The organism is Desmospora profundinema (genome assembly GCF_031454155.1).
Lineage (GTDB): Bacteria > Bacillota > Bacilli > Thermoactinomycetales > DSM-45169 > Desmospora > Desmospora profundinema.
This window is the reverse complement of record NZ_JAVDQG010000001.1, coordinates 296,514-317,733: the sequence shown is the minus strand read 5'-3', so window position 1 is coordinate 317,733 and position 21,220 is coordinate 296,514. Positions and strand designations below refer to the sequence as shown.

Here is a 21,220-nt window from a genome sequence, read left to right as displayed (position 1 = left end):
TAGGCCACTTCGTTCCCGGTCTCGCTATGCGCTTTTTGCAACGAAACGAAGACAGCCATACCGACCCGGGATCTCGCGCTACGGATTGTTCAGACACGCCCTAGGCTTCCGAAAAAACCTGATACAAACACACGGGAAATCCCCAGCACAACAGTTACTCCCAATTTAAAGAAATCGTTTTGCTAAATGATAGATAAGGGTCCAACCCTTTTATTCTATTGTTCATATACTACTTCTAACGATGGAATCCCCCGACAAAGGATTCATTCCATCGGGAGGTGACTGTATGTTTCAAACAAATTTAGGGGATTTGTCCCGATTGATCGAAGGTCGATTGCTGCGAGGTCGACCAAAAACAGTGGTTCGTCATGCCGCTTTCGGGTATACGAAGTCACTGCGAACAGGGGTCGTATTCTTCTTCCACCCACAACGATCAGCCGCCCAACAGTTAAATGCATTGCGTCAAAAATCCAGCTCCGGTGTCATCGTCCCCCCTTCTCTGGCTAGCCGCGTTCCCCGTCATCACCCCGTGATCGTGGTGAAAAATCCGCTCCGGGCCATTTGGAGGGTGACACAGCGTCAGCGTAAATTGAGTCGGGCTCAATTTATCGGAGTCACGGGAAGTTCAGGAAAAACCACAACAAAAGAGATGCTTGCATCCATTCTCAGCCGACAAGCTCCTACGCTAAAATCGCATTCCAACAATAATCTGTTTGCCAGCATGCCCTCCAACTTGATTCCTTTGAATGGTTCGCATCGGTATGCGGTATTGGAAATGGGGATGGCTAGTCTGGGAAACATCCGCAATCAATGTTCGGTCGCCAAGCCCTCCATCGGAGTGGTGACTCAGGTAAAGGAAGCACATGTCGGCAGTTTGGGAAGCAGCTTAAATAATGTGGTTCGGGCCAAACAGGAGTTGGTAGACGGTGTGAAACCCGGGGGATTGTTGGTTCTCAACGCGGACGATCCGGGCAGCCGACGGTTGAGTCTGGCTCGTTTTCGGGGTAAAGTAATCACCATCGGAATTAAAAACCAAGCCACCCTTCGTGCCAGCCGTATTCATGTCCACCGTAATGGAACGAATTTTCGGGTGGGAAACCGGCACTACCAAATCCCTATTTGGGGCAGACACAATGTGTACAACGCTCTGGCTGCCATTGCCGTCGCCCGTCATTTAAAGGTACCGCCTTCCAAAATAGCGGAGGGACTGCGGCGTTTCTCCCCTCCTTACATGCGCTTGCAACCGGTCCGGGGAAAGAAAAAAACCTTGTTGATCAATGACGCTTACAATGCCAATCCCACTTCCATGATCGCCGGCCTGCGTGTGCTTAAGCAAGTGGGCAAAGGTTCTCGCACGTTTGCGGTTCTTGGAGATATGCATGAATTGGGTTCTCATTCTCAATCCGGTCATGCCCGGGTAGGAAAAATAGTGGCCAGACTGAAGCCCGACCATCTGATCACCGTTGGTCCACGTGCCGCTACCATCGCCCGACAAGCAGTCGCAAAGGGATATCCGCGCCACCGTGCGGCCAGCTTCCCTCTGCAGCTGGCCCCCGTGAGGTCCTACATTGTGAAACGCATGACGCCCGGTTCCGTTCTTTACTTTAAAGCCTCCCGCAAAGTATCGATGGAGAACCTGGTGCGAGCGCTTCGCGCGTAAACCATTCCAACCCAGACCCCGATTTAGCAGCGGTCTGGGTTCTTTTGATGTTTTTGTTCAAAATACCGTCGGTTTTGCTCTAGGATTTTCCGGAATTCTCTGTAACTCCTTTTGCGAAAACTACGGCTGCCGTAGTGGTGGACATACGTATCTCCAGCCACGATCAAACGATAACCTGCACGTTTTACCCGCCAACTGTAATCGTCGTCCTCAAAGGTCCCGACTCCAAACCGTTCATCCCAATCCCCAACCTCCTGGATCAACCGCGTCGGAAACATCAGGCAAAAGCCGGAAAGACGATCGGCCTGCCGCCATTGACGAGGGTCACTCCGGTTATGACGAGCGCAGTATCGGTGGACCTCCTGAGGGGTTGTCAGGGAAACCGCCACTTTTTGTTCGGGAATGACTCGGTTGGACACCGGCCCTACCATTCCGTTACGGGGATGAGCCTTTAGGACAGTCAGCAGTTGGGACAACCAGCGGTGGGACACGAGGGTATCGTTGTTGAGGAGGACGGTGACTGTGCCGCGGGCCGCTTTTAATCCTTGGTTAACGGCGGCGGCGAAACCCCGGTTCACTTCATTGCGGATACGACGGATTCCAGGTTGTTTGCCCAGCGCCCAGACGGTATCGTCTGTGGACCGGTTGTCAATCACGATCACTTCATGGGGGGTCGGTGTAAAACGACGAATCGCCGCCAAACATTGTCGCGTGTAGGTCCATTGGTTTCGCACAGGGATAATGATGCTGGTCAACTCCGCAGTCATGGCTGTACCTTCCATTTGTGAACCAAAGAGCGTCCATTCTGCCCTAAGTCTTCCCACCAAGCAGGGTCGCGGCATAATTCATACAAATACCGGGCCAGGTCCTGTTTCCACTGAGAACTTGTCAACAACAGTCCGTTGTGCCGGTGGCGTACCCATTCTCCATGGTCACCCACATCTGTGGTTAAGACAGGGATGCCTCGTGCCATCGCCCAAAAATGAAGAGGCGTTCGGCTGACGTTCGATCCCCCTCCTGTCAACATCCAATCCGCAGCCACCCAGCTGCGCCCTGCTTCTTCCCCTTGTGACGTTTTATGAGAAAAGGTACACAATGCAAGACGTTTCAATCCCTTTCGCCGCAACCCTTCTACCACTTCTTTACATCCGGACCATTCCATCTGGCTGATGGTGCCGTGTACAATTCCCAATACTTGTTTTCCTTGCAATCCCCAACGTTCCCGAAGAGCTCGCCGCAGGATACGGCCAGCAGTCTCCCAACGGTGGGATACTTCCGGAACAGTCGGTAGCACCAGACGGATGGAAGTCGTCGCGGGAATGAGGGAACGCAATTGTTCTTCCAATTCTTTCGAGGGAACCGATACGGAAGTAACGTTTTCCCAATTCGGTTTTTCTTCGGGGATTCGATCCAGGTGTTGATGGATGGGAATCCCCGAAGGCAATGTCCACTCTGATTTTTCCCATCTCTCTCCCGCAACATGGATGCATTCCACACCCTCCCATCGGATGTTTCCGCCATCCTCCCCCCGCCATCTCCCTTCCCGATACTGATATCGCATCCCTGACCGAAGGACGACGGAGGATTCCAACCGGGGAATCCAGGGATACAACGGCAGAGAGACTCCCCCCTTTGATCGACCACTCGGAAGAATCCAGACGTTCATTTTATTTCCCTCCTCCATCCATGATCTTGTACGGTTAGTACATAGCGAGGGAGGGGCGGTATCGCCTTTCGTTTTTGTTGCGAACCGAAGACAGCTACACGAAACCGAAGCTTTCACCTAAAATGTGCCACACGTTTTCGGCTGTCAGTGCCTATGCATCAACGATAACGGGTGTTCCAATCGAACCCGATTTCAGGGTCGTCAAACGGTAACCGGTGTTCATCGGGAGCATTCGCTTGGTAGGACTGTGTCGTGAGATAAACAATCATCGCGGGCCGGTTTCCCAACACCCGGTAACCGTGAGCTACTCCCTTGGGAATGAACAAGAGGGACGGATTTTCCTCCCCCATGTAATACACATCGGTGTTTCCCAGAGTGGATGAGTCGGGGCGTTTGTCGTACAAAACGACTTGGGCATTGCCGACAGGGAAATACCATAAATCGTCCTGTCGGTCATGGTAGTGAAAAGCCTTGATTACACCTGGATAAGACATCGAAGCTGAAAGTTGCCCAAACCGCTCTAGCAGTTCTTCATCATCCCGAACCACTTCCATAAATGTGCCGCGGTCATCACAGTACTTCTTCAACTTTTTAAACACAACACCATCAATCACGGTGTTCCCCCCATTCTCTCAGAGCTGGTCTTGTGCGGTGATTGCATAAAGGCGATTAACCCTTCTCTCCAATGCGGCAAGGGGTGGTCGCGTTCTGTCCGGAGGATGGAACAAGCGGGGCGGGGAGCACTTCGCTTCAGTTCGTTGGATGTAATCGGTATAACGGTGTGGCAGATACCCGCTTCCTCTAAAACGGCTTCGGCGAACTCATGCCAGGAACAGGATCCGTTTCCCGCCATGTGGAAAACACCCCTGTCTTCCCTTTCGAGCAATTGCAGCAGGCCTTGGGCCAGGTGGCCGGTATAAGTGGGACAACCCACTTGGTCCGTTACCACTCGAAGCGGCATCCCCCGTTTGGCTCGTTCCAACATAGCACCGGGAAAATGTTGCCCGCCCCGTCCGAACAACCAGGCCGTACGTAAGATTAGATAGCGTGAACACCGTTTCCTAACCCAACGCTCCCCCATCCATTTGGTCTTTCCATATACGTTGATGGGACAAACGGGATCACTTTCTACATATCCTTCTTTTCGTTTACCGTCGAAGACATAATCTGTACTGATGTAGACAAGTCGAATTCCTCGATCCCCGCAGATCGAAGCCAAATGTTTGGTAGCGATGGTATTGGTCATGAAAGCTTGCCGAGGTTGGGTTTCGCATGTGTCCACTTGAGTGAACGCCGCACAGTGGATGATGGTGTCCGGTTTCTCCCGTTCGACCCAATGATCGGAGTGGGACAATCGAGTTACATCCCATTCCTCTCGAACCAATCCCCGTACGTCATGGTGGAGGGACAAGGTATGGACGATATCTCGTCCAAGCTGACCACCGGCACCCGTTACCAGAATCTTCACGTTTCTGTTCGCTCCTTCAATTCATCGGTCATGAATCCGTCATACCAATCGGTCTGTTGCTGATACCAGCGAATCGTATCGGTTAATCCCTCATCCAAAGGGATCACCGGTTCCCATCCTAACTCCCGACGTATCTTGCTTGTATCCAGACTGTAACGGCGATCATGCCCGGGACGGTCACGAACGTGCTGAATATGAAACAGCGGTTGTTGCAGAGCAGCAGCGATCCGTTTGGCTATTTCAAGGTTGGCGACTGGTTTTTCCGCTCCAATATGGTATATTTCTCCTAATTCCCCCTTTTTTCGTACCAACTCGACACCGCGGCAATGATCCCGCACATGGATCCAATCCCGTTCTTGCCGCCCGTCCCCGTACAAGGGAAGTGTCCGTCCTTTCAACGCCCGCAGGATCAATCGAGGAATCAATTTTTCGGGGTGTTGGTTTGGGCCATAGTTATTCGTGCATCTTGTGATGACAACCGGCACACCATGGGTTTTGTAGTACGCCAAACAGAACAGATCGGCACCAGCTTTGCTCGCGGAGTAGGGATTGCCGGGGGCCAAAACGGTATCTTCACTCGTGTGTCCCTCATCTACACTCCCATATACCTCATCCGTAGACACCTGGACCATTCGAATCGTCGATCCGGCTTTCTGAACTTCTTCCAAAAGATGGTATGTGCCTGTGATATTAGACTTGAGAAACGGGAGACTGCTTTGGATGCTGCGGTCCACATGGCTTTCCGCGGCAAAATGGACGATTTCGTCGATCCGTTCTTCGGCAAACAACTCCGCCACATCGTCCCCCCGGGATAGATCCACTTGACGGAAATGATAGCGAGGATGATCCTCCACGTCCCTCACATTAAGGGGATTGGAGGCGTATTTGAGCGCATCGGCATTGACTACTTCCACTTCGGGTTCTTCCGCTAATAGTGTGCGAATGTAGTGGCTTCCGATAAACCCCATCCCTCCGGTCACTAAAATCCGTTTCTTCACTTGATGTCCCCCCTTTTCTCTTGAAAAAAAGGCAAACGAACCGGGGAGGCTAATTGATGCGCCCGCAGAAGGGAGGGATGAGTGCCGGCATCGGTCCACCATCCCTCCAGGACATCAAACGTGAGAATACTGTCGCGAATATAGCAGTTGTTCACATCCGTGATCTCCAGTTCTCCTCGCGCTGAAGGTTCCAATTCCTCAATATATGAAAACACACGTTCGTCATACAGGTAGATTCCCGTTACAGCCAAATTGCTCTTGGGACGAGAGGGCTTTTCTTCAATACGGATAATTCGTTCCTCTTTTACTTCAGCAACGCCAAAACGTTCGGGATTCTTTACTCTTTTTAGCAAGAGTTTTGCTCCCGATCCTTGTCTGTTGAACGCCTTCACATAAGGGGCCAAATTGTCTTCAAACACATTATCCCCCAACATGACCAACAGATGTTCTCCCTCGGCATACTCCCGGGCCAGGGAAAGAGCTTCCGCAATTCCCCCTGGTCGATCTTGTACTTTATAGGTAAACCGGACCCCGTACTCTTTTCCGCTCCCCAGGAGACGTACCACATCCCCGATGTGTTCCGAGCCTGTCACCACCAAAATATCCTGGATGCCACATTGAGTCATCTTACCTACCGGATGCAGGATCATCGGATATTGACCGACGGGGAGCAAATGCTTGTTGGTTACCTTGGTTAAGGGAAACAGGCGGGAACCAGTCCCTCCCGCTAAAACAACGCCTTTCATTTCCCCCTCCCCTTCCTTCGCCTCGGAAGAAGCGAAAATCTGTTACATCCTATGTGTTTGCCGTTCAGTTGGCACTGATCGACTTGCCTAAATCCCTAAGGAAGTTCGCTTTGAGTAGCGAATTGGAAGGGGATTTTCGTTTGTGTTGCAAACTGGTTTAGTTTTTTAAATGGACTTTCCACTCGAATCCAACAGGCGCATGCGGTAAGCATTCATCGCGGTTTTCCCGAGTTCATTCAGGAAGCGGTGATTGACTACCGCTCCGACGATGGCTCCAAATCCGGGGATGAGCTGGAGCAGCTTGGGCAGATCAATCGTTTCCCGATAATCTTGTTGAAAGGCTTGCCAATCCATCTGTTTGGTGGAGGGGAAAGTCTGGATTGTTTGGTGCCAGTTGCGCAATTTCAAAAATGCTTGGGTCCGTTTCTCGCCGCTGGAGAAGGTGACTTGGAAAATATGAAGTAGATAGAGGCGCTCCTGATCCTCGGTTACATCAAATCCATACAAGGATGCGACATCATAGAGAAACTTCATTTTTAGCGATAGCAGCATGGGGAAATCAGCCAACCCCAACAGGATGCCACCTGCACCGGTTCCTGCTCCCTCCACCGCCGCAAGCCGGCGATAGGTGAGGATTTTTTCACGGATGAGTCTCTCCCGCTCCAAAAAGGAAAGGGAACGGACAGGGTGTCGGCTGGTCGTCCACTCCGAGCCTGTCAATACAGTCTGTACCATTCCTTTGACTGCTTCAGTCATCGCGTCATGGACTTTTTGGGGAATTCGCTCATTCACCTTCCGCTGTACCGACTGGGCAGCTTGCGTAAACCAGGAAGCTTGTTTCATCATTCGATGTTGCCAAGCGATACATTCCAGTCGTGCCCGCTGCTCACCATTCATTTAAAATCCTCTCCTTTTCTACAATGGTACTTGACGACTAGGCGGGTGTGACATATGATGAAAATGAAATTGCAAGAAACAATTGAATCTGTAGTCTTCTCCGTTAAAGGGGAGTAGCTGCTTACAACAAAGTCGTCATTACGGGAGATCATCCCCGGCTTTGTTGGCAACGTATGTTGTTAGCAAGACCTTTACCGTTATTTGGTGAGGGTCTTTTTGTTTTGTTCAACAAAATCTACAGGATAAAGAGAGGGTAATCGTCATGGAACTATTCTCAGCGGAGTTTTTTCAAGCACTTATCGCCATTATCATTATTGACCTGGTATTGGCCGGCGACAACGCCATCGTAATCGGAATGGCCGCTCGCAGAGTGCCTAAAGACAAACAAAGAATGGTTATTATTTGGGGAACGATCGGCGCGATTGTCATTCGGGCAGTCGCTACCTTAGCGGTGGTCTGGCTGTTGAAAATCCCGGGTCTGCTCTTAGCGGGAGGGATCCTGCTGATCTGGATCGCTTACAAGTTGCTGGCGGAAGACAAAGAGCATGAAAAGGTGGATGCCAAACAAAGCATGTGGGGGGCCATCCAGACGATCATTATCGCCGACGCCGTCATGGGTCTCGATAATGTATTGGCCATCGCCGGAGCCGCTCACAGCAATTATCTGTTGGTCATCATCGGTCTGTTGATCAGTGTTCCGATCATTATATTCGGCAGCACCATCATCCTCAAATTCATCGAAAAATATCCCATTATCATCTTTATCGGTTCGGGAGTGCTGGCATGGACCGCCGGCAAAATGATTGTCGGAGAACCTTATCTGAAAGACTTCTTCACTGAAGAGCCTTTTCTGAAATGGGGGCTTATCCTCTTTATCATCCTGGGTGTCCTTATCGCCGGACGAATCACGCGGATGAGACGGCAATCGATCCAGCAGGGGTAACGACATCCCCCGCGCCAAAACACAAAAAACCCGGGTTCCTGATCAGGGAACCTGGGTTTTTCGATTTTATGCGGAAAGCTCGCCGTCTTCCGTTTTCTGATAAAAAGATTGGGATGGTGCGCCGTCGTGTGAGCCGGTCTGGGAAAAATCTAGGGAGAATCAATCTGGAAATGGGCCAATGACCTGTCCCGGCATCCACCTGTGGGAATACGATATAGGGAATTGAATCGTATCAGTGGAGGAGGCGGTGATCACGAAATCCGTCACCCTGAAGGAGTGCGTCCGCCTGATTGGTGGAACATTGGTTCGAGGAAACCCCGGACGGGTTCTTTACTCGGCCAACCGGGGAAGTTACCGGTCCCTTACATCCAATCAGGTTTATTTTATCGACACCCACCAGTCTGTTGAAAAACAGCTGGCGGCACTCCGAAACCACCCCGTCGCCGCCGTTGTCTTGCCATCGGATGTTCCGGGCTCTCACATTCCAGAACGCACCGCGATCATCCGCGTCCGTTCCGTTACCGATGCTTACTGGCGATTGGCTTCATGGAACTGGAAACAGGCCACTCCCAAACATGTGGTGGGAATCACCGGTAGTGCGGGAAAATCCACCACCACCGAAATGGTATACGCAGTCCTGAAGCAGCGGGCAAGAGTCGTACACACACGAGGAAACCTGAACACGTTTACCTTTTTACCCACCTATCTTCTCCGATTAAACCCGGGTGATCCCATTCTACTGTTGGAGATGGGAATGAAGTCCCTGAATAACATCGCCCGGCAATGCCGGGTCGTTCGCCCGAACGTCGGAGTGGTAACCAATGTGGGGGAAGCGCACGCCGGAAGCTTGGGCGGTCTGGACACCGTAGTCAAAGCCAAACAGGAATTGGTGGACGGTATGCGCCCCGGCGGGATTTTGTATCTTAACGCCGATTGTGCCCGCTCTCGTCAATTATCCACCCGTCGTTTTTATGGTACGGTCCGTACTTTCGGCATCCAAAACTCCGCAGACATTCGGGGGGAGAACATCCGATATGGTACCCATGGAATGTCCTTTGACGTACGGATCCGGAATGAAAAATTTCCTTGTGTCATTCCTCATTGGGGAAACCATAACGTCTTAAATGCACTGGCTGCCATCGGCATTTGCCTCTCCTTAGGGTACTCCAAAAAGGAAATCCAAAACGGACTCGCCCGTTCCAGACCTCCCCGCATGCGCCTACAATTAATCCGGGCCAAGAGCGGCAAACTATTGATCAATGATGCGTGGAACGCTAATCCATCCGCGATGAAAGCAGGACTAACCGTTTTGAAAAACATCGCAATAGGAACGAAACGAATCCCGATCGCCGTTTTGGGTGACATGATGGAGCTGGGTCGATACACGTACACCGGTCATCGGGATGTAGGGGTTCACACAGCCAACCAGTCTCTATCTCTATTGGTCACCTACGGAAGCAATTCCCGCGAAATCGGCAGAACCGCAATCAGTCAGGGCATGGACCCTAAGCGGGTCATTCATTATTCAAATCGTGCAGAGCTGATTCGTTTCCTAAAGTATGCTCCTCAAAACAGTGTCATCTACTTCAAAGGCTCCCGTAAGCTGAAGATGGAAAAGATCGTGGATGATCTTGCCCGCCTCCCCGCCCGGGGATAAGGCGGGCTTTGGTCATTCAGCCGAATTCTCCGCGTCTGGTTTAGATGCGGCACTTTTTTATCCATCGATCTGTATTACAAACTAGTTTAAAATTAACCCCTGATCTTTGGGATGTGATCCATGAGAAACCGGCTCCTCACCGTGAGGAGCCGGTTTCTTTGAATTCTATTGGAGTGGTTACCGTGACTGGTTGAGTGCGGCATACAACTGACCCAGGTTTTCCAGGTGGTGATCCTGAAAATCGTTCAGCATCTTTTCCCACAATTGAGCGGTCATCCAGGCATCCCCGTCGGCCGTATGCCGTCCTTGCAAGGCAATCCCGTAGCGGTGGAGCAGACGTTCCAGGGAGTGGTCGGGAAGGCTAGGGTGCAACCAGCGGGCCAGCAGCCAAACATCCAAAAAACGATGCTGCAACGAGGCTCCCCATGTTTTTTTCAAACCCGCCTTCAGGAAAGAGGCATCCAAACCGGCCCCATAAGCCACCAAGATGTTGGACCCTGTAAACTCCAACCAGGACTGCAGTGCATTCGCCAAGGAGGGGGCGGACTTTACCGCATCCTCGGTAATGCCGGTAAGGCGAACAACGACATCTGGAATCTTCCCCTGGGGACGCACCAGGGTATGAAACCGCTTGTCGGGTACCACTTTTCCTTTTTCCACCTTTACCGCTCCGATTGCGATGATCTCATCCCCATGATGCGGGCGAAAACCCGTGGTTTCCAGGTCGACGACGATAAAGGTGAGTTCTTGAAGGGGAACGGACAACTGTCGCTGTGACTTGGCCTCCTGAATCAGGGAACGGACCCATGCTTCCTGCTGAAACGACCGATTTGCTCCGGCGGTCCATCCTCTATCCCGCAGCCACCGGAACCAATCCTTTCCCCCGTTCATAACCTCTGATCTCCTATTTCGGCAGCCAGGCGGTCCAGATCACGGCCAACCTCCCGCCAAATATCCCGGGATAAAGAGAAAGCCTTTTTCAACCTTTGAATCCGCTTAGAAGGATGCTGGGCCGGATCCACATAATTGGGGTTGCCCTCCTCTTCCAGACTTCCGCAAAGGCGAAATTCCAGGAAGACGTCCAACGCGTCAGTTAGGGCCTCCACCCGTTGCCGGGACCAGCCGAGGCAATTTCCCACTCCCCGGATCCTTTGACGGGTGGAAGTTTCCTTCACCTCGTGAACAAGCGACCACAGCCGCAACGCATCCACCATCAGGAGATACCCTCCCTCCTTGATCGGCACCTTCCCGGCAAGGACTCCATACCGCTCCCGGTGAAGACGTCCCCATAGCCCCAAAGGAGTGCGGGAACGGCGGTCCGCTTCCCGCCGTAACACATGGGGATATCGGGAAGCCAACTGAAAGAAATGGTTCCGCCACTCCTTGATCCACTCCCTCTCTCCCGCCACCACACGGGCATCGGCAGCAATCATCAGATAACGAGCGTCGTCGCGGCTGTTTCCCGCAAACCACTTTTCCAAGCGGCTTTTCCACTCCCGGCGGGTTCCCTGCCAAATCGATTCCGATGCCATCACCTTGCCTGGACAACGGGGATAGCCTGCTTGCTGCAAGCCCTCCACCAACAGATGGGTAAAGGCAGTCACCCTTTCCCGGTCCTCATCATCAGCCAACAAGATCCCATGATCCTGATCGGTCCACAACGGTGCCTCTTCCCTGCCGGCACTTCCCATCATAAACCAGGAACCGGACGAAGGTACGAAATCACCTTTGGATCGCGCCTGGTTAGCCGCCCACTCCCACACTTGCTGATAAAGGTGGTCATGTTTAGCTTGGAGAGCGCTCTGGATCCCGATGACTTCGCCGTTCTCATCCAAACACTCCTTTACCCATCGGCCCCAACCACGGTGTTGTTCCAGCCAAAAAGCCGGATTCATCGTCTTCCCCCCAACCAAAATGGGTATAGGAAGGGGATTCCCCCTTCCTTGATTAGAGCGCTTATCCTTTGACCGTACCGGGTTCCTGCTTCATCTGCTCAGGATAACCATAGGAGCCGTGTTCACTCAAATCAAGACCCATCACTTCATCTTCCTCAGTTACACGCAAACCAATCGTTTTATCCAACACCCACAGGATAATGAAAGAAGCAACGGCTACATACAACCCTGCCACAGCCACTCCCAACGCCTGAACGCCCAGCTGGGTGAAACCGCCGCCGTAGAAGAGTCCGGCTTGCCCTGCACCAGCGATTTCAACCAGGCGGGGGGAAGCGAAAAACCCTGTGGACAGTGTTCCCCAGATCCCGGCGACACCGTGAACGGAGAACGCGTAAATCGGATCGTCAATACCCTTTTTCTCAAAGTACAGGGACGTAAACACCGTCAACGATCCGGCAATCGCACCCACCAATACCGCTGCCCAGGGTTCGACAAAGGCACAGGCTGCCGTAATGGCCACCAAACCGGCCAATATGCCATTTAACATCATCGGAACATCCGCTTTACCCAATACGCCCTTTACCGTCGCCAGGGCAGCCAGGGCACCCGCCGCCGCAGCCAAATAAGTCGTCAGTGCGACATAACCGAAAAATCCGTCTCCAGCTTCCAGTGTGCTGCCAGGATTAAATCCGAACCATCCCAGCCAGATGATGGCAACACCCAGCACGGTGTACACTTGGTTGTGACCTGGAATGGCGTTTGGTTTTCCGTCGGAAGTAAATTTCCCGATCCGGGGCCCCAACAGCAACGTGGCCACCAATGCTGCGATTCCCCCTTGCAGGTGAACCACGGTGGATCCGGCGAAATCCTGTTTCCCAAGCGCTTCCAACCAACCGCCGTCACCCCAGACCCAATGGGCGACCACCGGATAAATCACAGCCGTGAACAAGATCCCGAAGATGACGTACACACTCAGCTTGGCCCGCTCTGCAAATCCTCCCCAGGCGATTGCAGCTGCAACTGCTGCAAATGCCATTTGGAACAGGAAGGAAATTTCCAGCGGAATTTCTCCTTCAACGGCCGGAAAGTTAAGGAACCAGCCCGAGGTGCCGAACACCCCATTGCTGTCTCCGAATGCGACGCCGTATCCTACTGCCCAAAAAACCAAACCGACCAAGGAAAAGCTCAGCATTTGTTTGCCAGCCACGTGACCCGCGTTTTTCATCCGGGTGGACCCGGCTTCCAACAGAGCAAAACCGGCTTGCATAAAAATAACAAGAATAGCACAAAGCATGATCCAGACTGCATCGATGGACAATTGAACACCTTCCAAATCGGATCACCTGACCTCTCATGATGTTTAATGTGATGTTATCTAACATTTGTTTTGTATAATACCATGACCCCCGTAAAAAGCGCAATACTTTTTTGTTAATTTCCCTTACATCTTATGTATGATTACATGCAAAAAGGGGTAAGCACCTCTTAACAGAAGCGCTTTACCCCGAGATCAGAAAGCTGAACGTGAAAGCGGGTCTTCTCCCAATCACTCCGCAATCGTACCCACTGCTCCGCTACATGGCTCCAACCAAACTGTTCCGCTCGTTTTTGTCCATTTTTACCCATATCTTTCATTTTATCGGGGTCGGATAACAATCGACTGCAAGCATCTGCAAGAGCTTTCGGGAGATGTTGCGGTGCCGGATCCACCAGAATCCCCGTCTTCCCGTCCTCTACCACTTCTGGTATCCCGCCGGTACGAACCGAAACCACTGGCAAGGAAGAAGCCATTCCCTCCAGATTAACCAAACCGAACGCTTCACTTCCCGTAGATGGAACCACCAACAAATCCGCTGCCGCGTAACATTTGGGAATATCCATATGTGGAATAAAAGGCATCCAACTCACAATATCCCCCAGGGGTTTTGCCAGTTTTTTTACGTATCGTACATAGTGGGTCTCTAGATTTTTGCCATAGTGACTCCCCCCAACGATGACTAGGCGGATGTTGGATTCGTGTTGAATGATCTTGGGCAAAGCTTTGAGCAGATGGTGGATCCCTTTTTGCGGAATCCAACGCCCCACAAATAATAGTAAACGGTCCGATTCACGGATTCCCCACCGTTTCCTCATCCGTTTCCTGCGTTCCATGGAAAGGGGATCCTCCCGCGGCAAAAAGCGCTTCAAATCTACCCCCAACGGCAGAGTCTTCACCCGCCCTTCCAATTCGGGCACCCATCGAAGCAGGCGATTTTTCAGAAACTGACTGTTGGTCAGGACCCCATCACAAATTGACAAAAAACGGGCGCGTTTCTTCGTTTCCAGGTGCGGCGGCATCAAATAACGGTCTGAATGGAGAGAGAGAACCACCTTAGCATCCGGACAAATCCTTTTCACATGGGGCACAAAGGTGGGGCGGTTTTCTACTTGCACCCATCGGGGACTCAACCGTTTCAACTCCCCCAATGCTCCCTCCAAGTACCCGCGAGTATTCGGGGAACGAACCTCTATCCCCATAGCCTCTCCCAAATCGGCCACTCCCTTACCGATCACATACACCGTGTCGTTCTTGGACAAAGCCTCCGCTAGATGCCGTACAGCAGTTTCCACCGATCCTGATCGCTTCCCTTTCATACGTAGTGAACCGGGGGTGAGAAATGCAGTGTCGCTTCCAGCCGCCCGCTTTGTATGATTTAATAAGTAGGCTGCATACTGCATCGGTTTGTGAAAAGTATCTCGCCAAATTTCCAATTCCTTTGCATGACGAAACGTGATCCGGAGATCACGGCCGTTCACCTCGATAATCCAAACATTCCCCTCTCTATCCACCCCGATATCCATTCCGAGGTCAGCTAAATACGGGACCTTTCGGGATAATTGTCGAGCTGCTGCCACAGCCGTTTCTACGACATGCTTCCGGACTTGCTCCCGTCGTTCCGAATCGGGAAACGCCGTCTTCAACACCGGATCGATTTTTACTGCCACCCCTCCCGCCGCCACGTTGGTGACAATCCCGTAACGGAGGCCTTTCTTGGCGACCATTCCGCTTACCTGCCATTCTCCCGTACCATCCCGTTGTACAGTAACCCGTAAATCGACTGGGCACCCGTCCTCCTCCACCAGCGGAATGGCTTGCTGGATCAGATAAAAAGGTCTTTTCCCTACCACTCGGAAGATTTTGCAGAAGGAGGACAGAGATCCGATCTCACCACGGCTCCCATTCGCTTCCACCACTTTCACTTTCCCCGTCTTTCCAACCCGATCCACCCTTAGAATCCCTAATCCCAAGCTGCGATCTCGCGGCTTCACATAGACGGAGCCATAGGTGTCCAGCAAGCGAATCATCTCTTCTTGTGAAGCGAGAGCCGTTTCCGGCAAACGTTGGGCCAAATCAGGGTTTTTTCGCAGAATGCGGTCCACCCGCCATTTATCCAATCGATTTTCTCCGTTAAACAAGGTGGTACCCGGCCATCGTTGCAATCGGGTCAGAGCTGGCGTGTGAATCATAGGCTTTATCCGATTGTGAATCAGGCGGGGCAACGGTACGCGTTTCCACCGGAAGCAGCCTGTCCCGTCCCGTATGACACCATTCACCGTCCAATCGGCGAAACGAATTTGATCGATAGTAAAAAACACCGGGGAAAAACCCTCTTTCCGCCCCCCCTCGTCATATAAAGCCAATGATTCATAAGGGGATGTCTCCCTCAAACAATCCCCGAACACACGACGGCTGATCATAACCCCCACATCAAAGTTAGACAACCCTGATCCCTCCTGTCCCTGCCATCATATGCGTAGAAACTCAGAGGTACGTAACACAAACGCCCGATTGCAAAAAAAATAGACGAAAAAGCCCGTCAGGCTCTCCGTCATCCTTGATTGACCCAATTGTAGAAAGAAAAAGAAGAACTTCCTTCCTTTTCTCGCCCACTCTCGGATTGATATAGCAATCCTCTATTTCGAAACTTACGGGAAAATTCTACCGCTTCTTCCGGTGTTTTCACTTGATTTCGTTGCCACTCCAACAATATACGGTCCACGTAGCGACAACTTAATTTCCCACAAAATACCGCTTCTCGCAGGGCGGCAGCGATTAGTGACTCCGGGTGACGGTCCTCATCCAGCCACTGTGTCAGCGTTTCACATTCCATCGGTGACAAAGGGCGTCCAAATTCCCGTTCAAAGAGTTGGAACAAGTTATCGTATGCCTCTTCTACCGCTTCATCCGCCCCCTCCGGTTCCCTGTCCAGATAGGAAGCAGCCAACTGTTGCAGAAGCGGTGCCAGCGAGTATCGTTCACTTCTCAACCCGTCCTGATTGACCGATTCCTCGATGGACAAGAATCCACCCCGAACCAGCTTTTGCAACCATTGAACGATTTGTTCCGCGGATGTGCTCATCCGCTCTTCCAGCTGACTGACCGTAGGAAATGGCGTCCCCTCTTTTTCCTGAAACACGAGAATGTGCATCAGGAGCATCACTTCCCCTTCCGTCAATCCCAGTCTGCGATATTCCGTAAACAACATTACTGGAACAGACGTCGAACCCCGACGCAGCATGTCCACGAGCACCGCGTGCGGAGACCATTTGCGGTCCATTGGCATCTACTCCTTTGGGTGAAGTCCCTCCCCATTCGCCGTCCTTGAAAGGGCATCCACCTCTCACCTTCACTATATCAACCGTCCCTGATGAAAAAAAGACTTGAAAAAGGAAACGAGAGCCCCGGTGCAGTCACACCGGGGCTGCTTCCAGCAAAACATGCCATCAGGGATAGAGACGGTTTAGCATACGAGGGAACGGAATGGTCTCCCGAACGTGGTCCAGACCACAAATCCAGGCAACAGTCCGTTCCAAACCTAATCCAAAACCGGAATGGGGAACACTGCCGTATTTACGAAGATCCATATACCAACCATACGCTTCCAACGGAAGCTCGTGTTCTTCGAAGCGTTGTTCCAGCAATTTCGGATCGTCAATCCGCTGGCTGCCGCCTATGATCTCCCCATAACCTTCTGGAGCGATCAAATCGGCGCAAAGCGCCACTTCCGGACGCTCGGGATCCGGTTTCATATAAAACGCTTTTACCTCAGTCGGATAATGCGTAATAAATACGGGCCGATCAAAGCTTTCCGCGATCTTTGTTTCATGGGGAGCCCCAAAGTCCTCCCCCCACTCAAACGGCATCCCTTCCCGTCGAAGCAGCTCCACCGCTTCATCATAGGTGATCCGCGGAAACGGTGCCTTCACATTGGCCAGAGCAGCCGTGTCCCGTCCCAATACCTCCAGCTCAACGGCGCAATTTTGCAGGACCGCTTGCACCACATGAGAAAGGAGGCCTTCCTGCACTTGAAGGCTCTGATCATGATCGACGAAAGCCATCTCCGGCTCGATCATCCAAAACTCGATCAGGTGGCGACGGGTTTTTGATTTTTCGGCACGGAATGTAGGACCAAAGGAGTACACCCGCCCTAACGCCATTGCAGCCGCTTCCATATATAACTGACCACTCTGTGTCAGGTAGGCGTCTTCGTCGAAATATTTAGTGTGGAACAGATTGGTCGTTCCCTCGCAGGAAGAAGGGGTTAGCACGGGAGGATCCACCAGGGTAAACTGCTCCCGATCCAACCAATCCTGAATTTGGCGGATAATTTCGGCGCGGATTCGCAGGATCGCCCGTTGGCGGGGAGAGCGGATCCACAAATGACGATGATCCATCAAAAACTCGACTCCGTGCTCTTTCAAAGCAATCGGATATTCGTCGGCAGCCTGGATTACTTCCAAGCCTGTCACGTCCAACTCATAACCGCTGGGTGCCCGCTCATCGGCACGAACCGTGCCTTCCACGTACAGAGAACTCTCTTGCGGCAACTCCTTTGCCTGCTCCCAGACAGCTGGTTCCACTTGTTTTTTCAAAAGCACACCCTGGATAAAGCCGGTTCCATCCCGAAGCTGCAAAAAGAGAATTTTACCGCTGGAGCGTTTGTTGTAAAGCCAGGCGCCCAACCTCACCTTTTCTCCTTCATGAGTGGAAAGTTTGCTTATGGTCGTCAGCACGATACAACCCCTCTTATCATTGTCGTCTTGAAAAGGGCAACCTCTTCTTTGGGCGAAGCCCCTTTCCATTGTCGTCCTTGAAAAGGGCAACCTCTTCTTTAGGCGAAGCCCTCTAAAATATCTCCCTGAAAAGGGTAATGTCATCTGTTTTCTTGACCTGTTCATTATACCCCTGGGAAAAAAACGGGTCAACGAACCCTCATTTTTTCCACTTTAGAATGATTCCGAGAAAGAAGGAAAAGACTTTTCTATAATGAAGTAGAGAATATAGAGAAAGAAAACCATCCTATCGACAGGTGGAATCAAGCATGAAACGAAAATGGATTGGTACCATCCTGATCTGCGTCTTCGTCACCGCTTGCAGTGGAGTCGATACAATCAATTCACTGCAAGCGGAAGCCCCTTCCGCAGCCGATCAACCGGAGTCGAAACCAAAACCGCAACAGGTGCGAGTGGCGGCAGTGGGAGATATCATGATGCATAACACCCAGATTACCGCAGGGAAACAACCGGATGGCGGATATCATTTTACTCCTTTTTTTCAGGAAGTGGCTCCCTTTTTAAAAGATGCGGATGTCACCATCGGCAATCTGGAAACCACCCTGCCTGGTGAACCCTACACCGGTTATCCCCTGTTCCGTTCCCCGGGTGCGTTGGCGGATGCCCTTCGAGAAGCGGGATTTCATCTGATGACAACTGCCAACAACCACACCATGGATGCAGGTCCACAAGGCGTACGGGACACCTACCATCAATTGAAGAAAAGCGGTTTGCAACCGGTCGGTTCGGCTCCTTCTCCGGAAGAGCAGGGGCCTGTGTTCATTGAGAAAAATGGAATCACCCTCTCCTTTGCCGCCTACACCTACGGCACCAATGGCCTGCCTGTCCCAGCGGACCAACCCTATTTAGTCAATGTGATCGACCTGGAACAAATCCGGAAAGATATTAAGTACAGCAGGGAACAGGGGGCAGATTGGATCACGGTCCTCCTACACTTCGGTCAGGAATACCAGCGGGAACCTAACCAGGAACAGCGGGCTCTGGTGCAACAAATCCTGGACCATGGCGCTGACGCCGTCTTAGGCAGTCATCCTCATGTGCTCCAGCCCATGAAGAGAATCGACCACCCGGAAGGCGCAAAGTTCGTCGTCTACTCCTTAGGCAACTTTATTTCCGACCAATTGGCTCCCCACACCAACGATGGGATGATCTTATACCTGGATCTGATCCGGGACAAGCCCGACGGACCGGTCCGATTGGAGGGGGCCTCCTTTATCCCGACCATGGTTCACAAATATCCGAGTAAAGGAGAACGCCGGTTTGTTGTTCTCCCCCTGACCGAGGAAAAACCCGACATGAAATACCCCGCTTTACAAACCGAGGCGTGGCAATCCTCCAGGGAGCGGACAACCCGTCATATGACTCAGTGGGATACCATCCCTGTTCATTCTCCGAAACCCTTGGAAAGCGAACATCCCTCCAAACGAAAATAGCTTCATCGGCTGCCTCCTTCAGGCGGCCTCTTGTTGATTTTCCAGCCTTATTCTTTGACGGATAAGGCTTTTTTGTTCATTTTGTTTGTGATGCAAACTTGTTTACAATTGGGTATTAAAAACTTCTTATACAAATCCTTGAAGTGAATCAGATTTTAGCCCAGTTTCATGAAGACACTGCAACTTTGCGACGAGAAATGGTGGTTCATCACATCCTGTTCCGGGAACAGGGGATTTACGAACGAAACCCACGGGAGATGTGGTCCGTACCGGAAATGGGAGGATGAATGTTCGCAAAACATACAAAGCGAATAAAGCTCCATATTTACAACAGAAAAACCCTCCCCATTTATGATGAGGAGGGTTTTTTTCGATGGGTTTAGTATAAGGAAATGTATTGCTCCCGTTCCCAGGGGTGCACTTGGGTGCGGAACATATCCCACTCGATTTCCTTGGCTTCGATGAAGTGGGCAAAAGCGTGTTCACCCAACGCTTCGCGGATTACCGCATTCTTTCTCAATTCCTCCAGCGCTTCCTTCAAGTTGCCCGGCAGGCTATCGATTCCTGCTTCCTCGAGTTCTCTTTCATCCATGATATAAATGTTACGATCGGTTTCCTTCGGCACTTCCAGCTTGTTTTTGATGCCGTCCAAACCGGCTTTCAGCATAACGGCCAGAGCCAGGTAAGGGTTGGCGGACGGGTCGGGACTGCGAACCTCAATCCGGGTGGACAAGCCGCGTGATGCCGGAACCCGAACCAGCGGACTACGGTTTTTAGGAGACCATGCCACATAACAGGGGGCTTCGAAGCCAGGCACCAGACGCTTGTAGGAGTTAACCAGCGGGTTGGTGATGGCAGTAAACGCTTTAGCATGTTTCAAGATACCGGCCAGGTACTGACGTGCCGTTGTGGAGAGACCCAGCTCGTCGGACTCATCAAAGAAGGAGTTCTCTCCTCCCCGGAACAAGGATTGGTGCGTATGCATTCCGGAACCGTTCACACCGAACAGCGGCTTCGGCATAAAGGTGGCATGCAGGCCGTAGCGGCGTGCGATGTTTTTCACCACCAGCTTGAAGATCTGAATGTTGTCGGCAGCGGTCACGGCGTTGGCGTATTTAAAGTCGATTTCATGCTGTCCCGGAGCCACTTCGTGGTGGGAAGCCTCCACTTCAAAACCCATTTGATCCAGAGTGACCACAATATCCCGGCGGCAGTTCTCACCCAGATCCAAGGGAGCGAGGTCGAAGTATCCGCCTTTATCGTTCAGGTCCAGGGTTGCTTCCCCTTTTTCATCGGACTTGAACAGGAAGAATTCCGGCTCAGGACCGACGTTGAATGCGTTGAAGCCCAATTCTTCGGCTTCTTTCAACACCTTCTTCAGGATCCCGCGAGGGTCTCCTTCAAAAGGAGTGCCGTCCGGATTGTACACGTCGCACACCAAACCGGCTACTTTGCCTTCCCCGCCTCCCCAGGGGTAGATCACCCATGTATCCAGATCAGGATATAGATACATGTCGGATTCTTCGATCCGGACGAACCCTTCAATGGAGGATCCGTCAAACATCATCTTGTTGTCCAGTGCTTTCTCCAGCTGGCTGGTCGGAATCTCCACGTTTTTAATCGTTCCCAGGAGATCCGTAAATTGCAGGCGGATGTATTGCACGTTGTTTTCCTTGACTGATTGCAGGATGTTTTCTTTGGTCAAACCTTTGGGCATGCGTTTTCGTCTCCCTTCAGAGTGGT

General features: G+C 51.8%; 19 protein-coding genes. 5 read left to right on the top strand and 14 right to left on the bottom strand.

Features of this window, described 5'->3' with window-relative positions:
• Positions 1–286: 286 nt before the first annotated feature.
• Positions 287–1,660: a UDP-N-acetylmuramoyl-tripeptide--D-alanyl-D-alanine ligase gene (locus JOE21_RS01410; protein ID WP_309861458.1), complete on the top strand. Its 1,374-nt coding sequence runs from the start codon at positions 287–289 to the stop codon at positions 1,658–1,660.
• 23 nt (positions 1,661–1,683) lie between these two features.
• Here JOE21_RS01410 and JOE21_RS01405 read toward each other — a convergent pair whose 3' ends face one another.
• The 7 genes from JOE21_RS01405 to JOE21_RS01375 all read right to left on the bottom strand — a co-directional run bounded on the left by JOE21_RS01405 (position 1,684) and on the right by JOE21_RS01375 (position 7,435).
• Entirely contained in the window at positions 1,684–2,427 is a 744-nt protein-coding gene (locus tag JOE21_RS01405) for a glycosyltransferase family 2 protein (RefSeq protein WP_309861456.1), read from the bottom strand.
• On the bottom strand, positions 2,424–3,326 hold the full coding sequence (locus tag JOE21_RS01400; RefSeq protein ID WP_309861453.1) for a glycosyltransferase: 903 nt from the start codon (positions 3,324–3,326) through the stop codon (positions 2,424–2,426). Before JOE21_RS01400 ends, JOE21_RS01405 begins: the two co-directional genes overlap by 4 nt.
• Positions 3,327–3,484: 158 nt before the next feature.
• Positions 3,485–3,940: a dTDP-4-dehydrorhamnose 3,5-epimerase family protein gene (locus JOE21_RS01395; protein ID WP_309861450.1), complete on the bottom strand. Its 456-nt coding sequence runs from the start codon at positions 3,938–3,940 to the stop codon at positions 3,485–3,487.
• Positions 3,937–4,794 (bottom strand): dTDP-4-dehydrorhamnose reductase, encoded by an 858-nt coding sequence (gene rfbD / locus JOE21_RS01390; RefSeq protein ID WP_309861448.1) that lies wholly within the window; start codon positions 4,792–4,794, stop codon positions 3,937–3,939. The genes JOE21_RS01395 and rfbD overlap by 4 nt, the downstream gene beginning before the upstream one ends.
• On the bottom strand, positions 4,791–5,792 hold the full coding sequence (gene rfbB, locus JOE21_RS01385; RefSeq protein WP_309861445.1) for a dTDP-glucose 4,6-dehydratase: 1,002 nt from the start codon (positions 5,790–5,792) through the stop codon (positions 4,791–4,793). The genes rfbD and rfbB overlap by 4 nt, the downstream gene beginning before the upstream one ends.
• The gene (locus JOE21_RS01380; RefSeq protein WP_309861442.1) at positions 5,789–6,538 is read right to left on the bottom strand and encodes a sugar phosphate nucleotidyltransferase; all 750 of its coding nucleotides are present in this window, start codon (positions 6,536–6,538) and stop codon (positions 5,789–5,791) included. Before JOE21_RS01380 ends, rfbB begins: the two co-directional genes overlap by 4 nt.
• A 165-nt stretch (positions 6,539–6,703) precedes the next feature.
• A complete protein-coding gene (locus JOE21_RS01375) occupies positions 6,704–7,435 on the bottom strand; it encodes an EcsC family protein (protein WP_309861440.1) in 732 nt (243 codons plus the stop codon).
• A 262-nt stretch (positions 7,436–7,697) separates the two neighbouring features.
• On the opposite strand from JOE21_RS01375, the gene JOE21_RS01370 reads away from it, so the two are divergent.
• Positions 7,698–8,378 (top strand): TerC family protein, encoded by a 681-nt coding sequence (locus tag JOE21_RS01370; RefSeq protein WP_309861437.1) that lies wholly within the window; start codon positions 7,698–7,700, stop codon positions 8,376–8,378.
• Positions 8,379–8,625: 247 nt separating this feature from the next.
• A complete protein-coding gene (locus tag JOE21_RS01365) occupies positions 8,626–10,035 on the top strand; it encodes a UDP-N-acetylmuramoyl-tripeptide--D-alanyl-D-alanine ligase (RefSeq protein ID WP_309861434.1) in 1,410 nt (469 codons plus the stop codon).
• 177 nt (positions 10,036–10,212) lie between these two features.
• Here the strand turns inward: JOE21_RS01365 and JOE21_RS01360 are convergent, their stop codons facing one another.
• The 6 genes from JOE21_RS01360 to asnS form a co-directional block, all read right to left on the bottom strand.
• Positions 10,213–10,926, bottom strand: coding sequence for an exonuclease domain-containing protein (locus tag JOE21_RS01360; protein ID WP_309861429.1), 714 nt, complete (start codon positions 10,924–10,926; stop codon positions 10,213–10,215).
• Positions 10,923–11,930: a DUF294 nucleotidyltransferase-like domain-containing protein gene (locus tag JOE21_RS01355; RefSeq protein ID WP_309861426.1), complete on the bottom strand. Its 1,008-nt coding sequence runs from the start codon at positions 11,928–11,930 to the stop codon at positions 10,923–10,925. The genes JOE21_RS01360 and JOE21_RS01355 overlap by 4 nt, the downstream gene beginning before the upstream one ends.
• A 61-nt stretch (positions 11,931–11,991) precedes the next feature.
• Positions 11,992–13,263, bottom strand: coding sequence for an ammonium transporter (locus JOE21_RS01350; protein WP_309861423.1), 1,272 nt, complete (start codon positions 13,261–13,263; stop codon positions 11,992–11,994).
• A gap of 152 nt (positions 13,264–13,415) precedes the next feature.
• A complete protein-coding gene (locus tag JOE21_RS01345) occupies positions 13,416–15,692 on the bottom strand; it encodes a YheC/YheD family protein (protein ID WP_309861420.1) in 2,277 nt (758 codons plus the stop codon).
• Positions 15,693–15,799: 107 nt separating this feature from the next.
• A complete protein-coding gene (locus JOE21_RS01340) occupies positions 15,800–16,528 on the bottom strand; it encodes a DnaD domain protein (protein WP_309861417.1) in 729 nt (242 codons plus the stop codon).
• Positions 16,529–16,694: 166 nt separating this feature from the next.
• Positions 16,695–17,984, bottom strand: coding sequence for an asparagine--tRNA ligase (asnS, locus tag JOE21_RS01335; RefSeq protein WP_309861414.1), 1,290 nt, complete (start codon positions 17,982–17,984; stop codon positions 16,695–16,697).
• Positions 17,985–18,292: 308 nt separating this feature from the next.
• Between asnS and JOE21_RS01330 the strand changes: the two genes are divergently transcribed.
• Together JOE21_RS01330 and JOE21_RS17740 are read left to right on the top strand one after the other, a co-directional pair.
• Complete coding sequence (locus JOE21_RS01330; RefSeq protein WP_309861412.1) at positions 18,293–19,477, top strand: CapA family protein; 1,185 nt, start codon at positions 18,293–18,295, stop codon at positions 19,475–19,477.
• A gap of 143 nt (positions 19,478–19,620) precedes the next feature.
• Positions 19,621–19,764, top strand: a complete 144-nt coding sequence (locus JOE21_RS17740; RefSeq protein WP_374709291.1) for a DUF2087 domain-containing protein — start codon at positions 19,621–19,623, stop codon at positions 19,762–19,764.
• A 92-nt stretch (positions 19,765–19,856) separates the two neighbouring features.
• Here the strand turns inward: JOE21_RS17740 and glnA are convergent, their stop codons facing one another.
• Positions 19,857–21,194 (bottom strand): type I glutamate--ammonia ligase, encoded by a 1,338-nt coding sequence (gene glnA, locus JOE21_RS01325; RefSeq protein WP_309861409.1) that lies wholly within the window; start codon positions 21,192–21,194, stop codon positions 19,857–19,859.
• Between the last annotated feature and the right edge of the window lie 26 nt (positions 21,195–21,220).